The sequence below is a fragment of the Nesterenkonia sp. Act20 genome (assembly GCF_019173455.1).
GTDB lineage: Bacteria > Actinomycetota > Actinomycetes > Actinomycetales > Micrococcaceae > Nesterenkonia.
This window is the reverse complement of sequence record NZ_JADPQH010000001.1, coordinates 1,791,882-1,805,785: the sequence shown is the minus strand read 5'-3', so window position 1 is coordinate 1,805,785 and position 13,904 is coordinate 1,791,882. Positions and strand designations below refer to the sequence as shown.

The 13,904-nt window shown below is 66.0% G+C and carries 13 protein-coding genes; 2 read left to right on the top strand and 11 right to left on the bottom strand.

Features of this window, described 5'->3' with window-relative positions; genetic code table 11:
• Positions 1-80: 80 nt before the first annotated feature.
• Together IY716_RS08310 and IY716_RS08305 are read right to left on the bottom strand one after the other, a co-directional pair.
• Positions 81-836 carry a rhomboid family intramembrane serine protease gene (locus IY716_RS08310; RefSeq protein ID WP_369699640.1) on the bottom strand — a complete coding sequence of 252 codons (756 nt, stop codon included), beginning with the start codon at positions 834-836 and terminating at the stop codon, positions 81-83.
• A gap of 127 nt (positions 837-963) precedes the next feature.
• Entirely contained in the window at positions 964-1,497 is a 534-nt protein-coding gene (locus IY716_RS08305; protein WP_218221074.1) for a peptidylprolyl isomerase, read from the bottom strand.
• Positions 1,498-1,634: 137 nt separating this feature from the next.
• Between IY716_RS08305 and IY716_RS08300 the strand changes: the two genes are divergently transcribed.
• Positions 1,635-2,546, top strand: a complete 912-nt coding sequence (locus IY716_RS08300; RefSeq protein ID WP_218221073.1) for a hypothetical protein — start codon at positions 1,635-1,637, stop codon at positions 2,544-2,546.
• A 194-nt stretch (positions 2,547-2,740) separates the two neighbouring features.
• On the opposite strand, the gene IY716_RS08295 is transcribed toward IY716_RS08300, so the two are convergent.
• Genes IY716_RS08295 through IY716_RS08285 form a run of 3 tightly spaced genes read right to left on the bottom strand, consistent with a single transcriptional unit; the run spans position 2,741 to position 4,335 of the window.
• On the bottom strand, positions 2,741-3,388 hold the full coding sequence (locus IY716_RS08295) for an aminodeoxychorismate/anthranilate synthase component II (RefSeq protein WP_218221072.1): 648 nt from the start codon (positions 3,386-3,388) through the stop codon (positions 2,741-2,743).
• The gene (locus tag IY716_RS08290; RefSeq protein WP_218221071.1) at positions 3,381-3,584 is read right to left on the bottom strand and encodes a hypothetical protein; all 204 of its coding nucleotides are present in this window, start codon (positions 3,582-3,584) and stop codon (positions 3,381-3,383) included. Before IY716_RS08290 ends, IY716_RS08295 begins: the two co-directional genes overlap by 8 nt.
• A gap of 1 nt (position 3,585) precedes the next feature.
• Positions 3,586-4,335, bottom strand: coding sequence for a class E sortase (locus IY716_RS08285; RefSeq protein WP_218221070.1), 750 nt, complete (start codon positions 4,333-4,335; stop codon positions 3,586-3,588).
• Positions 4,336-4,480: 145 nt separating this feature from the next.
• Between IY716_RS08285 and IY716_RS08280 the strand changes: the two genes are divergently transcribed.
• Positions 4,481-4,777: a cell division protein CrgA gene (locus tag IY716_RS08280; protein ID WP_369699639.1), complete on the top strand. Its 297-nt coding sequence runs from the start codon at positions 4,481-4,483 to the stop codon at positions 4,775-4,777.
• A 13-nt stretch (positions 4,778-4,790) separates the two neighbouring features.
• On the opposite strand, the gene IY716_RS08275 is transcribed toward IY716_RS08280, so the two are convergent.
• Genes IY716_RS08275 through IY716_RS08250 form a run of 6 tightly spaced genes read right to left on the bottom strand, consistent with a single transcriptional unit; the run spans position 4,791 to position 13,859 of the window.
• Positions 4,791-5,543, bottom strand: a complete 753-nt coding sequence (locus IY716_RS08275) for a type 1 glutamine amidotransferase (protein ID WP_218221068.1) — start codon at positions 5,541-5,543, stop codon at positions 4,791-4,793.
• Positions 5,543-6,883, bottom strand: a complete 1,341-nt coding sequence (locus tag IY716_RS08270) for a Mur ligase family protein (RefSeq protein WP_218221067.1) — start codon at positions 6,881-6,883, stop codon at positions 5,543-5,545. Before IY716_RS08270 ends, IY716_RS08275 begins: the two co-directional genes overlap by 1 nt.
• Complete coding sequence (locus tag IY716_RS08265) at positions 6,873-9,152, bottom strand: PASTA domain-containing protein (protein WP_218221066.1); 2,280 nt, start codon at positions 9,150-9,152, stop codon at positions 6,873-6,875. The genes IY716_RS08270 and IY716_RS08265 overlap by 11 nt, the downstream gene beginning before the upstream one ends.
• Positions 9,149-10,981, bottom strand: coding sequence for a protein kinase (locus tag IY716_RS08260; RefSeq protein ID WP_218221065.1), 1,833 nt, complete (start codon positions 10,979-10,981; stop codon positions 9,149-9,151). Before IY716_RS08260 ends, IY716_RS08265 begins: the two co-directional genes overlap by 4 nt.
• Positions 10,978-12,420 carry a penicillin-binding transpeptidase domain-containing protein gene (locus IY716_RS08255; protein ID WP_218221064.1) on the bottom strand — a complete coding sequence of 481 codons (1,443 nt, stop codon included), beginning with the start codon at positions 12,418-12,420 and terminating at the stop codon, positions 10,978-10,980. Before IY716_RS08255 ends, IY716_RS08260 begins: the two co-directional genes overlap by 4 nt.
• Positions 12,417-13,859, bottom strand: a complete 1,443-nt coding sequence (locus IY716_RS08250) for an FtsW/RodA/SpoVE family cell cycle protein (protein WP_218221481.1) — start codon at positions 13,857-13,859, stop codon at positions 12,417-12,419. Before IY716_RS08250 ends, IY716_RS08255 begins: the two co-directional genes overlap by 4 nt.
• Positions 13,860-13,904 lie beyond the last annotated feature (45 nt).

The window sequence follows — 13,904 nt, the reverse complement described above, 5'->3', positions numbered from 1 at the left end:
TTCGTCAGGTCAGAGCGGTATCCACAGGCATCTGTGAACTACCGGGAAAACTGTGGAATAGTTCTGCACAGGGCGTTCGCTCACGCGTACGGGTTGACCAGCTGCATGCCCAGGGCGGTCAGCGCGATCAGCAGCACGGCGACCCCGAGAAGCCCCAGGCCCTGCCACAGCGAGCGGCGGCGGGCGTTCCTCTGCGCGTCACCGGTGCGGCCGCGCGGAACCTTGGAGAGCAGCAGCGCGCAGATCGCTCCGGTCACCAGGCCGCCGAAGTGGCCCTGCCAGGAGATGCCAGGGATGACGAAGCTGATCACCACGTTGATCGCGATCAGGGTGAGAATCCCCCCGGTCTGCGCCCCGGTGGCGCGCATCAGGATGAACAGGGCTCCGAAGAGGCCGAAGACGGCACCGGAGGCACCCAGCGTGGGAGTCATCGCGGGAGTCAGGAACAGCACGGCCACGGAGCCGCCAAGTGCGGAGAGCAGCAGCAGGGCACCGTAGCGGGCGCGGCCCAGGGCGGGCTCGATGGCGCGGCCCACGAACCAGATGGCGAACATGTTGAAGAGCAGGTGCATGGCGCTGGACGGTGAATGCACCAGCGCAGAGGTGAGCATCCTCCAGGGCTCGAAGACCCAGGCGGAGGTCTGCAGCGGGGCGTACCAGAGGGACGCGGTGACCGTGTCGCTGAGCAGCTGCAGGACATAGACGGCTATGCACAGCCCGATCACGGTGAAGGTGACGATGGGGCGCTGCCCCGGTCGGATCACTGCACCGAACTGCGAACGAGCAGTGGGGCGGCGGCGCTGCCACTCGCTGCGTGCGCGCTCGAGGCAGTCCACGCACTGGAACCCGACGGGGGCCTCCCGCAGGCACTCCGGACAGGCCGGCCGGCTGCAGCGCTGACACTGCACAGAGGCCGGCCTGTCCGGATGCTGCGGACAGAATGTTGCGGTGATTCTAGGATCCTCAGAGCTTCTCGACGTCGATCTTCTCGATGACGACGTCTTCCTTCGGGCGATCCCGGTTGTCGGTGGGCACGGTGTTCAGCGCATCAACGACTCTCTGTGACTCTGCGTCGCTGACCTCGCCGAAGATGGTGTGCTTGCCCTGGAGCCAGTTGGTCGCCACGGAGGTGATGAAGAACTGAGAACCATTGGTGCCGGGGCCGGCGTTGGCCATGGCCAGCTTGTACGGCGCGGTGAAGTCCAGCTCGGGGTGGATCTCATCGCCGAACTTGTAGCCGGGTCCCCCGACGCCGAGGCCGAGCGGGTCTCCGCCCTGGATCATGAAGTCGGAGATGATGCGGTGGAACACTGTGCCGCTGTAAAGCGGAGTGTCGACCATCTTCTCGCCCGACTCCGGGTGGGTCCACTCCTGCTCGCCGGTGGCCAGACCCACGAAGTTGTCCACAGTCTTGGGTGCGTGGTTGCCAAAGAGCTCGACCACGATCTCGCCCTTGGAAGTTCGGATAGTTGCCTTATGTGTTGCGATAGCACTCATGGGCCCCATTGTCTCACTATTGGTGGCGCGAGGTGCCAGCTCGGGGGATGATGGGGGGAGATGGGCCGTGCCATAGCAGGTCACCGGCAGACCACGTAAGCTGATGTGAGCAACCGATCCGGATTCGGAGGACATGCATGTTCGGCAAGAAGAAGAAGCGGAACCACTCCTGGGAGCACGTCGTGCTCGCGGGAGTCGAGACCGCACGTGATTGGACCGCCCCCAAACTGGGCGCGGCCGCAGATTGGGCCGAAGGCACCTACCGCAAGAGCGCTCCGAAGGTGCAGGACGCCTCCGGGCGTGCACTGACGGCAGTCAACGACGGCGCCTCAGTGGCGGGCCAGAAGATCAAGCAGTACTCCTCGGTCGCCGGTGGGGGAATCGCCTCGCAGTACGACAGGCTCCCCCCTCAGGCTCGCGCCGAGGTGGCCAAGGTCCTCGCCAAGTACGACACCGCCAAGACTCAGTTCACCTCGGAGTATGTTCCGGCGACGTCGGCGCGTCTGGGTGGCTACGCGGACAAGACCGCGAAGCTCATCCATCGGGCCGAGCTGGATCCTCGGGTGGAGAAGGCGCTGATCAAGGCGACTGGCGATAAGAAGATCGTCAAGAAGCTGCGCAAGAGCTCCGAGCGCTACGCCAAGGGCACAGCGAAGACTCTGAAGAAGCAGCAGCGTTCCAACAGCCGCAAGAAGGGACTGCTGATCTTCGGTCTCGTGGCTGCCACCGTCACGGCAGGCGTCGCCGCGTGGCGCGCCAGCCAGCCTGTGGAAGACCCGTGGAAGAAGCCGGAGCCGGTCACCCGTCCGGCCACCTCTTCGACGGCGGCGCCCAAGCCGGTGACTTCTGCTGAGAAGCCATCCGTGCAGGGAACTCCGGCGGCTCCCGCGAAGCCAGCGAGCTCGGCTCCGCAGACCACGTCGGCCGCACCCAAGCCTTCCGGCTCCCCGGAGACCAAGGCTGGGCCCTCGGGAGAGACCAACGTCAATGCCCAGGACGCCGGCGAGGCCAAGGGCAACAACGTTCCTTCACCGAAGCCGGCCACCTGAGTCGAGCGCGTTGTAGGACGCAGATGACCTAGGTGCACGGGCGTTGCAGGAGGCAGAACCTCGGCAGCGGCCCAGCACACGAAGCGGACCTGGCGATCACGCCAGGTCCGCTTCGTGCATCTGCGTCAGGAGGGTCGTGGAGCGTTGCTGGGTGCGGGAGCCTCAGAGCCCCAGATTCTCAGAGCCCCAGATTCTCAGCGGATCGGGTTCAGCTGGGCGGCCTTCTCGGCGGCGCCATGCTGGCCCATGGACTCCAACCAGTTGCCCAGCATCCGGTATCCGCCCTCGGTGAGCACGGATTCGGGGTGGTACTGCATCCCCCACAGCGGTGCGGTCCGGTGGGCCAACCCCATGATCACTCCGTCCTCGGTGGAGGCGGTGACCTCGAGGATCTCCGGAATGGTCTCCGGCGCCACGGTGAGCGAGTGGTACCGCGTGGCCACGAAGGTCTCGGGGAGTCCCGCGAAGGAGGCGTGGCCCGTGTGGGTCACCGGTGAGGTCTTGCCGTGCATGAGCTGCTCGGCGTGCGTCACGGTCGCTCCGAAGGCCTCGCCCAGGCCCTGATGGCCCAGACACACTCCGAGCATCGGCTCCTGCGCCTCCGCGCACCAGCGAATGAGCTCTACCGACACGCCAGCCTCACCGGGGGTGCCCGGGCCGGGGGAGATGAGCACGCCGTCGTGTTCCGCAGCGAGCTTCTTGGCCTCGGCCACTGTCAGGTCGTCGTTGCGGATCACGGTCGTCTCGGCGCCGAGCTCACGAAGGTACCCGACCAGCGTGTAGACGAAGCTGTCGTAGTTGTCGACCACGAGGATCCGAGCTGCGGAGGAGGTCTCACTCATGGGGGGTCCCTTCGCCTCGGCCACATGCCGAGGAGGTCATCGTTTCGAGTGTGGAATCGTTGAGCGGGCTGTACTGACTCAGCCACGGGAAGACGAACTGCATCAGGACAAATACGATACCGGCCAGAATGAGCAGGCTGAGCAGGATCTGCACGGCCAGGGGCCCGGGAAGATGGCGGAAGAGCCAGGCGTACATCTCAGGAACCTCCCTGGGCGACGGCGGCGGGCGCCTGCGCGGACAGTGGAGACCAGTTCACGAGTTCAGCGTGGGTGATCAGCCGTTCGCGATTCGAGAACAGTGGGTGGCAGGTGGTCAGCGTCAGCAGAGAGCGATCCGCTTCCGCGTCCGGTTCGCCCGGAACCGGGAGGATCACCTCGGACTGCTCGGGAAGCACCACATAGCTCTCGGTGACTTCATAGGTGTAGTAGCCGTCCGGAGATTCCACGTAGATCTCATCCCCGGCGGCAAGCTGATCCTGGTCTCGGAGGACGTCGCCATAGGTCAGTCGATGCCCCGCCACGGCGAAGTTTCCTGCCTCGCCGGGAAGCTGCGTGTCGGGATAGTGACCCACGCCTCCGCTGTTCAGCGTCGCGTCATCAACCCCGGAGCGCACCGGAGCAGACCAGTCCGAGCCGAGGGCCGGCGCGTAGAGCACCGCGATGGCGCCGCTGTCCACCGCGGACATCTGCTCCGGGCACGCTGCAGCTCCGCCCGCGGGCAGCTCCTGACAGTCCGGCGGCGCGGGGTTGGAGTCCGCACCGGGGTCCACCTGTTCGATCCGGCTGTGAAACTCCTCCTCGAGCGCCTGCGCATCGCGGTTGGCGTCCAATCCGGTCCACCACACCTCCCACACCACGAAGAGGAGTCCCAGCACGCCCAGGGTGATCAGCAGCTCGCCGGTGACGCCCAGCACGCGGGCGCCTGCGCCGCGGCGGTGTCCCGACATGAGTCCTCCGAACGGCAGGTGGGGCGAGCATCACAGTTCGACGGATAGAATGGCGCGCAGACCAGGGCCGGCGCCGCGTGTGCTCGGTTGTGGGAACAGAATACCGAACCGAGGTCAGTGCGAGATCCAGAGGAGCCGAATCGACGTGGCAGAGTCCAAGCAGCGCAGGAATCGTAGGAAGAACGAGAAGACGGCAGCCAAGAAGTCTCCGCTCAACGATGCCGAGCCCATGGAGCTGAAGGATCTCGAGCTCGAGGACGAGTCGCTGCCCATGTGGTACCGCGTCACCATGATCGGTCTGATGATCCTCGGTCTGCTCTGGCTGATCGTCTGGTACATCACCCAGGGCGCGTTTCCGATTCAGTCCGTGGGCGGCTGGAACGTCGTCATCGGTTTCGGCATCATCATGATCGGCTTCTTCATGACCATGCGGTGGAAGTGACGAGCAGCTCCTCCTAGCGCGGCCGCTTGGTGGCGTGCATGCGCGCCTGACGGGTCAGCTCATCGATGGGCTGCGCGGAGCCCGCAGGCTCGATGGCTGGCTGGACATCCTCGCCGTAGCGGTTCTGCACGGCGGTGGCGATCAGGAAGTCGGCGATCGCCGGATTCTTGGGCAGCAGCGAACCATGCAGGTAGCTGCCGAGGACATTCTTATAGCGGGCACCCTCATGGGAGTCTCGAGCGTTGTTGCCCTCTCCCTTGGTGACGCGCGCCAGCGGCTGCACGCCTTCGCCCAGGTAAGTCTGGCCGGAGTGGTTCTCATAGCCGAGGATCTCCCCGAACTGCCCGGATTCGGCGACCACATTGCCGATCAGCCGGGTGTCGGTCCCCTCGGTGTGCAGGTCCAGGACACCGATCCCCTTGATCTCGCGGCCTTCTCGGGTGCGGAAGGAATGCCCGAAGAGCTGGTAGAGGCCGCAGATCATCAGCATCGGGGTGTTTCGCTCGGTCAGTTCGTGGAGCCTGTCACCGAGGCGCAGCAGGTCCTGTTGGATCTTGTCCTGACCACTGTCCTGCCCACCTCCACCGATGAGAAGGTCGACCTCCTCGGGAAACTCGTCCTCCGGGTCGTAGCTGTGCAGGATCGGCTCGTACCCGCGCCACTGCAGGCGTCGTGTGAGCACCAGCGCATTGCCGAAGTCCCCGTAGATGTTCATGTCTCGGGGGTAGAGCTGGAGCACGTGGATGGGTTTGGCTGCGCCGGTCATCAGAAGGCCTCCACTTCGGTGTAGGCGCTGAGCTGCTTCCGGAGCGCCAGCATCGCGGTATAGGTGCAGAAGATGCGGGCCGGCTGGCCAGGATTGTCGTCCAGGAACCGGGTCAGCGCCGCCTGGAGGTCAGGCTCCACGGCATCGAAGTCGACGTCGTCGTATTTCAGCCGCAGCGCCATGTCGTAGGCACGCACTCCCGAGATCATCCGCACGCCCTCCTCGGCCAGCGAGGAGAACTCCACATCCCAGAGCCAGCTCATATCGCGGCCATCGGCATAGTTGTCATTGATGGCGATCATGGTGGCCACCCCGGATGAGGCGAAGGAGCTCAGCCCCAGCCGGAAGCCGGACGGGTTCTTCACCAGCACCAGGTCCAGTGATCGGCCCTGCACCGTGAGGCTCTCCCCGCGGCCGAACGCGGGAGACACCTTGGCCAGGGAGGCGATCAGCGCCGCCGAGTCCACCGTCTCGCCCAGCGCCTGGCGGACCACGGCCAGTGCGGCGGCCGCGTTGAAGGTGTTGTAGGCGCCGTTGACCGTGAGTGTCGTGGTGATGGTCTCACCGTCGAGCGTGAATCGGCCGCCCCCCTCGGTGAGCTCCTCAAGGACCACGTCCGCGTCGGGACGGTCGGCCGCCGCGGCAGGACCGGCATGGAAGTCATCGTCACTGGGGAAGTGGCTGAGCAGCGATTCGCTGAGCCCGAAGTAGTCGACACGCTGATTCTCGAGGCTGTGCGCGATGGCACGGACCCGCGGATCTTCGCGGTTGAGCACCACACCCTGATCGGTGTGCTGCGCGATGGCACGGAGCATGCCCGCCGTGGTGTCGATCTCGCCGAATCGGTCGAGCTGGTCGCGCATGACATTGAGCAGCAGGCTGTGGTCCGGCCGCACAGCTTTGACGAAATGCACCGCATGCGCCTCGTCGAGCTCCAGCACCGCGATGTCTGCATCGAGCCGACCGTTGAGCCGGACCTCGCCCACTATGGAGGCGACGACGCCGCGGGTGAAGTTTGAGCCGCTGCGGTTGGTGAAGACCTTCAGGCCCTGACCGCGGAGAAGCTCCACGACCATCTTGGTGGTGGTGGTCTTTCCGTTGGTCCCGGAGACCACGATGACACCTCGCGGCAGCCGGCGCAGCGTCCTGGCGAGGAAATGAGGGTCGATCTTTTCCACGACCAGGCCGGGAAAGGCCGATCCGCCCGATCCGCGGAGCTTCGAGACGGCGCGGGCTGACCGTCCCAGAAGCACCGATCCGACCGAGCTCAGCCCAGCGGCGGCGGAGCCCACGCGCCCGAGCCGTGACGGCGGCGGCGAGCTTCGGAGATCACTGCTCATCGCCGGCGCCTCCGCCATTGCCGTTGTTGCCGCCGCCGCTGTTCCCCTGATTGCCGCCATTGCCGTTGTTGCCGCCATTGCCGCCGCCGTTGTTCTCCTGATCGCCGCTGTTTCCCGCACCCTCGCCGTTGGTGCCGCCATTGCCGTTGTTATTGCCGCCGTCGTCGTCGTTATTGGCGTCGCCTGCGGGTTCGTCCTCGGGGGCATCGTCTCCACCGCCGTTCCCGCCGTCCTCGGAGGGCTGCTCGGGTTCGGGCTCATCGCTGGGGTCTTCGGAGGGTTCCTCCTCATCGGGCTCATCTTCGGAGGGAGTGGGTTCCGGCTCGGGAGCCACCGCCACCACGAGGGTGACCTGGGAGCCCTGCGGGATGTCGTCTCCGGCGCGAACCGATTGACCGTTCACGCGCTGGCCCACTACGGTGCCTTCGGAGTAGTCGGTGCGCTCGTCCTCGATGGCGTTTACACTCAGCCCGAGATCCTCGAGGATCGCCTGAGCCTCGGCGCGGCTGCGGTTGAAGACTCCTGGCATCTCCACCTGACCGGTGGACAGGACCAGGTCGACCTCGGACCCTGGGCTCACCGAGGAGCCCTCGTCGGGGTCGGTGCTGATCAGCATGTCTGCTTCGACTTCCGGGTCGTTCTCCCGGCTGACCTCGCCGACCTCCAGACCGACGCCCTCCAGAGCCTCACGGACTTCGTCTTCCGAGGAGCCGCGCAGATCATCGGGGACCCGGACGCTCTCGGGTCCTGCGGAGAGGTACAGCACCACTGCGCTGTCAGCGGGGACCGTGGTGCCGGAGGCCGGATCGGTACGGACCGCGCGATCCTCCTCGATCTCAGGGTGCGGCTCGGTCTCTAAGGTGTAGTTCAGATTCGCGTCCTCGAGTTCGGCGATGGCCTCCTCGCGGGCGGTGTCTTCCACATCGGGTATCGAGACCTCGGAAGTCTCCAGCATGTTCATCAGGGCGTAGGTCCCGCCTCCGAGCAGCGCCAGGATGAGCAGCGTCCAGACCAGGATGAGCCCGCCGCGTCGTCGTCTCGGACGCGGAGCGGGCTCGCTGTAGCTTTGATAGAGGTCCGGGTCCTCGGGTGTGCGGGCAGAAAGGCGCGTGGCCATAGGTGCGGCCCCCGCAGCGAGGACCTGGTTGAAGTCCTGCCGTCCGCCGACTGCCCCCAGCGCGGCGGTCGGGTGATCGTCGTCGTCGACACCGATGCCGATCAGCGCCTTCTGCAAGGCCTGGTTGAACTCCTCTGCCGTCTGGAACCGACGCGCCGGATCCTTGGTCAGGGCCTTGCCCACCACAGACTCCATCGCAGGGCTCACCCGCGGGTTGAAATCGCTGACCTGGGGCGGTGCTTCGCGCACGTGCTGGTACGCCACGGAGACCGGAGATTCGCCCTGGAACGGTGGGCGATTGGCGAGGAGCTCGAAGAGCACACACCCGGCGGAGTAGAGGTCCGAGCGGTGATCCACCACCTCGCCGCGCGCCTGCTCGGGGGAGAGGTACTGGGCGGTTCCCACCACGGCGGAGGTCTGGGTCATCGTGGAGGCGGAGTCTGCCAGGGCGCGGGCGATGCCGAAGTCCATGACCTTGATCTGACCGGTCTGCGACACCATCACGTTGGAGGGCTTGATGTCCCGGTGGACGATGCCCTTCTCGTGGCTATAGCCCAGGGCACCCAGGATGCCGTGCATATACCCGGCCGTCTCGTGCTCCGAGAGGGGCTTGTTCAGCGCATGATCGATCTTCGACTGGAGCTGTGATCCGACCTGGTGCGCGGGCAGGTGGTCCTCGCCGGCATGCACCCGACCGGTGTCACCGAGCGAGAGGACATCCTCGTCCTGCTCAGGAGGCGGTGGCGGGGTGGAGCCCGCGGCGACCCGCGTCTCCTCCTCGTCGACGTCGGAGGTGTCGGTGATCTTCGGAGTCCCATGCAGGATATGACGCAGGGTCACACCATCCACGTACTCCATGACGATATAAGGGGTCTTGACCTCGTGATGGGTCTGGTCCTCGACCTCTTCACGCCCGGAGTCGTAGACGGCGACGATGTTGGGATGGTTCAGCGAGGCAGAGGACTGGCCCTCGCGGCGGAAGCGGCCCTGGAACTGGGGATCCCGGGCCAGATCCGGGCGCAGCATCTTGACGGCGACCTTGCGATCAAGCGAGAGGTCGTGGCCGAGATAGACATCGGCCATCCCGCCCCGACCGATCAGCGAGCTGATTCGGTAGCGGCCGTTGAGAATACGCTCAGCAGGCTCGGTCATAGTTCAGTTCCTGTCTCCGATCCTGGACCATCCTGGTCTGCGACGCCAGCCCAGGCGGGATCGCTGGAGGGTCGGGCACCCGGTTCTGGGCTCGCCGGGTCAGCGTCTGCGTTCTGCCCAGCGTCGGGCGCGGCATCTGCGGAATCCGCATCGGTTCCGGCGTCGGTCGGCGCGTCGGTCGGCGCATCGGACGGGGCCTCGGTGGTGGGCTCGTCAGCGGGCTCATCGGAAGGGCTCTGCGGCTCCTGCTGCTCAGCGCTGTTCTGCTGACCTCCGGGAGCCTCCTGCTCGCTGTCCTGCCCCTCGTTCTGACCGCTATTCTGCTCGAAACCCTGTTCAGCGTCCTGTTCCATGTCCCGTGGACCGGAGGAGTAGAGCACGGTGATGGTCGACCCCACCGGGACCTCGCCCTCCGGTGAGATTCCGGTGACGACGCCGGCGGGTTGGTTGGACACCACCGCTTCGGCCTGGACCTGCATCCCCGCCTGCTGCAGCGAGACTGTCGCCTCGTCCAGGGAGAGACCCAGGTAGTTGCCCTCCAGGATCTCGACCAGCTCGGTCCCCGGCGTGATGGTCTCGGTGACCGTCGGACTGGGTTCTGACTCCTCGGACGGGTCTCCTGCGCCTCCCTGCGGGAAGAAGTAGGAGGCCACCAGCGCGAGCAGCACCAGGGCGAGCAGACCCATGAGCGGCCAGTACCAGCGGCGGCCTCCATGCGGTCGGGGCTGCGCGTAGCCGGAGGCAGGCGCTCGTGTGCCTGATTCAAAGGCCTGATGATGAGATGTGGCGGTTCCTGGGGTGGTCCCGTATTGAGCCGTGTGTTCATTGGCGGCGGGCTGCTCGGGCGTGCGCGCCGAGGCCGCGCCGGCACCCGCCGCGCCTGCGCTGGCCGCCGGGACCACGGCGGTGGGCTGGGTGTCATGACGCGGTATCGCCTGGGTGGCGTCCTGCGCGTCGGCACCGCCCATATGGGCGGCCATGGCCGGTACGGCCTTGACCGCGGCCTCCGGGTCATGGCGCAGCAGCGCGTCTGCCGCCTCCGCGAGCTTGGTCGCGGTCATGGGACGCTGGGAGGGATCCTTCTCCAGCATCGACATGATCAGCGCACGCACCGGTTCGGGCACAGTCTCGGGCAGGGCGGGTGGCCGCTCATTGACCTGCTTCAGTGCAATCGCGATCTGTGACTCGCCCGTGAACGGTCGGTGGCCCGCGATGGCCTCGTAGCCGATGATTCCCAGCGCGTAGATGTCGGAGGATCCCGTCGCGTGCTGTCCCGTGGCCTGCTCCGGGGAGAGGTACTGGACGGTGCCCATGACCTGGCCGGTGGCGGTCAGCGGGACCTGATCTGCCAGCCGGGCGATGCCGAAGTCGGTGATCTTCACCCGGCGCGTGGGGGTGATGAGCAGATTGCCCGGCTTCACGTCACGGTGGACCAGACCCTGATCGTGGGCCACCTGCAGGGCGCGCCCGGTCTGCGCGATGATGGAGAGGGTCTTCTCCCAGGACAGCGTCTTGTCCGTCTCCAGCAGGACCGAGAGCGGCCGTCCCGGAACCAGCTCCATGACCAGATAACCCGAACCCGACTGCTCGCCGTAGTCGTAGATGTCGGCGATGCCGGGGTGGTTCAACAGGGCGGTGTGGCGCGCTTCGGCGCGGAATCGGCGCAGGAACGCCTCATCTCCGGTGTATTCCTCCTTGAGGATCTTGATCGCCACAGTGCGCCCCAGCACCTGGTCAGAGGCCTTCCAGACCTCGCCCATGCCGCCGATGGCGATGCGTTCGGTGAGCTGGTAGCGCTCACCCATCAGGATGCCGACGACTGGCCTCATTCGATCGCCGCCTCGAGCATGGTCAGCAGCCCGGGGGCCGTGAGCGAGGAGCCGGTGTCATAGTCGATCCGCTCATACGCAACGGTCACGGCGTACTGCGGGTCATCGGCCGGGGCGAATCCGGTGATCCAGGAATTGACCTCTTCGCTGTCGCCGATCTCTGCGGTCCCGGTCTTGGCCGCCACGTCGAAGCTGCCGGTCTGAGCGCGGGTGCCGGTGCCGGACTCCACCACTCCCACCATCATCTCGGTGATCTCGTCAGCGATGTCCTCGCTGGTCACTTCGGAGAGCACCTCTGGTTCAGTGGTGGAGAGCAGCTGGAGGTCCGATCCGCGGATCGCATCTACGAGGGTGGGCTGCATCAGCGTGCCGCCGTTGGCGATGGCGGAGGTGACCATGTTCATCTGCAGCGGCGTTGCGGTGACGCTCTGTTGCCCGATGGCGGACTGTGCCAGGGCTGCGTCCGAGAGGTCCTCTGGGAAGGCCGAGGTGGCGACTTCCAGAGGTATTTCGAGGTCTCCGGAGTTCCAGCCGAAGGCCTCGGCGCTGTCGCGGATCGCGTCCTCGCCGAGCTCCATGGCAGCTTCGGCGAAGGGGGTGTTGCAGGACTGAGCGACGATCCAGGACAGCTCGGCCTGCGGACGCTGAGCGCAGATCCCGCGGTCGAAGTTCTGCAGCTCGGTGCTGGACTCAGGCAGGGTGATCGAGTTCGGGTTCTCCAGCACCGTGTCCGGCTCGTAGTCCCCGGATTCGAGCATGGCGACGAGGTCGATCAGTTTGAAGGTGGATCCGGGCGCGATGGTGGTGGAGATGGCCCGCGAGGTGTAGCGAAAGTCCTCGTCCGCCTCCAGCGCTTCCTGGTTCTCCACCAGTTTGCTGGAGTCCTGCACAGCCAGCTTGTTGTTGTCATAGCTGGGCTTCGAGGCCATGGCCTTGATGTCTCCCGTGGCGATCTCGCTGACGATGATGCTCCCGCGGGTCCCGTCGGGGATCTGGTCGTAGGCGAGCTGCTGCAGGTCGGCGTCGAGGGTGAGCTCCACCTGACCTCCATCCATGGTGTCCCCGGTGAACACCGAGGCGATCCGGTCGAAGAACTGGCTGTCGGACTGTCCGGAGAGGTACTCGTTGAGTGTCCGCTCGAGACCCGTGGCGTTGGCGATGGAGTAGGTCCCGGTGATCCCCGAGTACAGCTCGGGCGCGTTGTAGACCCGCTGGTAGTCGAAGCTCGAATTGTCCGAGGGCACCGATTCGGCGATGGCGCTGCCGTCCACGGTGATCGCACCGCGAGGGGCACCGCGATCCTCGTAGAGCTGGCGCACGTTGTTGGGGTTGGCGTTGAGCTCGTCGGTGACCCCGACCTGGATGATGGACAGCGCGGCGAAGAGCGTGATGAACAGACCCACGGAGACGACCCAGGTATGGCGAATAGCGTTGTTCACTGGGTTCCTCCTCGCGGTGCGTGATCCAGACGGGTGTGTTCCTCATCGGCGGTGGACGGAGCCGGCGGGGCGCTGTGCCGGCGCACCGCGGTTTCGCGGGCGCCTGGACCGTCCGACTGCAGTCGAGATTCGGTGCCGGAGGAGGCCTCCCCGGTCGCATTGACCATCGGGCCCACGATCACCGGCTGGCGGGCAGCATGGGAGATCAGCAGCACCAGTGCGACGATCAGCCAGTTCGCCAGCAGGGCGGAGCCGCCCGCTGCCAGGAACGGAGTCGCAAGACCGGTCAGCGGAATGACCCGGGTGATGCCGCCGACGACCACGAAGACCTGCAGCACGAGCACCACCGCCAGACCCACCGCGAGTAGCTTGCCGAAGGTGTCCCGGGTGCCCAGTCCGGCGCGCATATACCGGCTGAACAGCAGCAGGTAAAGCAGCAGCATCGCGGAGAGGCCGATGAAGCCCAGCTCTTCGCCGAAGGCGGTGATGATCATGTCGGAGTTGGCCAGTGAGACCATGTTCGGATTCCCCGAACCCAGGCCGGTGCCGGCCAGACCGCCGTGCGCAAGCCCGAACAGACCCTGCACCACCTGGTGGGAGCCGCCGAAGGCCCGGTTGTAGACCTCGGGATCAAAGGCGTTGAGCCAGATCTCCACCCGGTCCCGGAAGTGGCCGACGAATTGATACGCCAAGGCAGCGCCGAAGAGCATGAAGACCGCGCCGATGGCTATCCAGGAGAACCGTGAGGTGGCCACGTAGATCACGGCCACGAACAGGCCGAAGAACATCAGCGCGTTGCCCAGATCGTTCTGCACGACCAGCACTCCGATGGCCACGATCCAGGCGATGAACATGGGCGCGAGGTCGCGCAGCCGGGGGAAGGTGACGGGTCCGACCTTCCGACCCGCGAGGAGGATCAGGTCGCGGTTATTGGCCAGGAAGCCGGCGAAGAACACCGCCAACGTGATCTTGGCGATCTCGCTGGGCTGGAAGGAGGCGAAGCCGAGATCCACCCAGATGCGGGCGCCGTTCTCCTCGGAGCCGAGTCCAGGGAGGATCGGCATGAAGAGCAGCAGCACGCTGACCGCGAGCGAGATGTAGGTCAGCTGCCGCAGTCGTCGGTGGTCCTTGAGCAGCCAGAGCAGCACGATGGCGGCGACGATCGAGACGCCGGTCCAGAGCAGCTGCCGGTCCGCGACGCCGGAGTAGCTCGCGGTGAAGTCGAGCCGATGGATCATCGCGATGCCGAGACCGTTCAGCGTCACCACGATCGGAAGGATGAAGGGGTCCGCATACTTGGCGCGCAGGCGCAGGACCACGTGGAAGGCCAGGACCAGGCCGGCGTAGACGGATCCTTCGATGAAGTAGTCCGTGGTGATGGGCTCATCGAGGGCGAAGGCGACAAGCATCTGGGCGCCGATCGCCACAGTCAGTGCCATCAACAGCAGCACGAGCTCGAGGTTGCGTCGGGGCTTGTACACCTG

What these genes read in the sequence shown, in the direction of transcription:
- IY716_RS08270 (WP_218221067.1), bottom strand. Translation starts at nt 6,883, where the DNA reads ATGAGCAGTGATCTCCGAAGCTCGCCGCCGCCGTCACGGCTCGGGCGC.
- IY716_RS08260 (WP_218221065.1), bottom strand. Translation starts at nt 10,981, where the DNA reads ATGAGGCCAGTCGTCGGCATCCTGATGGGTGAGCGCTACCAGCTCACC.
- IY716_RS08265 (WP_218221066.1), bottom strand. Translation starts at nt 9,152, where the DNA reads ATGACCGAGCCTGCTGAGCGTATTCTCAACGGCCGCTACCGAATCAGC.
- IY716_RS08250 (WP_218221481.1), bottom strand. Translation starts at nt 13,859, where the DNA reads ATGGCACTGACTGTGGCGATCGGCGCCCAGATGCTTGTCGCCTTCGCC.
- IY716_RS08300 (WP_218221073.1), top strand. Translation starts at nt 1,635, where the DNA reads ATGTTCGGCAAGAAGAAGAAGCGGAACCACTCCTGGGAGCACGTCGTG.
- IY716_RS08275 (WP_218221068.1), bottom strand. Translation starts at nt 5,543, where the DNA reads ATGACCGGCGCAGCCAAACCCATCCACGTGCTCCAGCTCTACCCCCGA.
- IY716_RS08305 (WP_218221074.1), bottom strand. Translation starts at nt 1,497, where the DNA reads ATGAGTGCTATCGCAACACATAAGGCAACTATCCGAACTTCCAAGGGC.
- IY716_RS08285 (WP_218221070.1), bottom strand. Translation starts at nt 4,335, where the DNA reads ATGTCGGGACACCGCCGCGGCGCAGGCGCCCGCGTGCTGGGCGTCACC.
- IY716_RS08295 (WP_218221072.1), bottom strand. Translation starts at nt 3,388, where the DNA reads ATGAGTGAGACCTCCTCCGCAGCTCGGATCCTCGTGGTCGACAACTAC.
- IY716_RS08290 (WP_218221071.1), bottom strand. Translation starts at nt 3,584, where the DNA reads ATGTACGCCTGGCTCTTCCGCCATCTTCCCGGGCCCCTGGCCGTGCAG.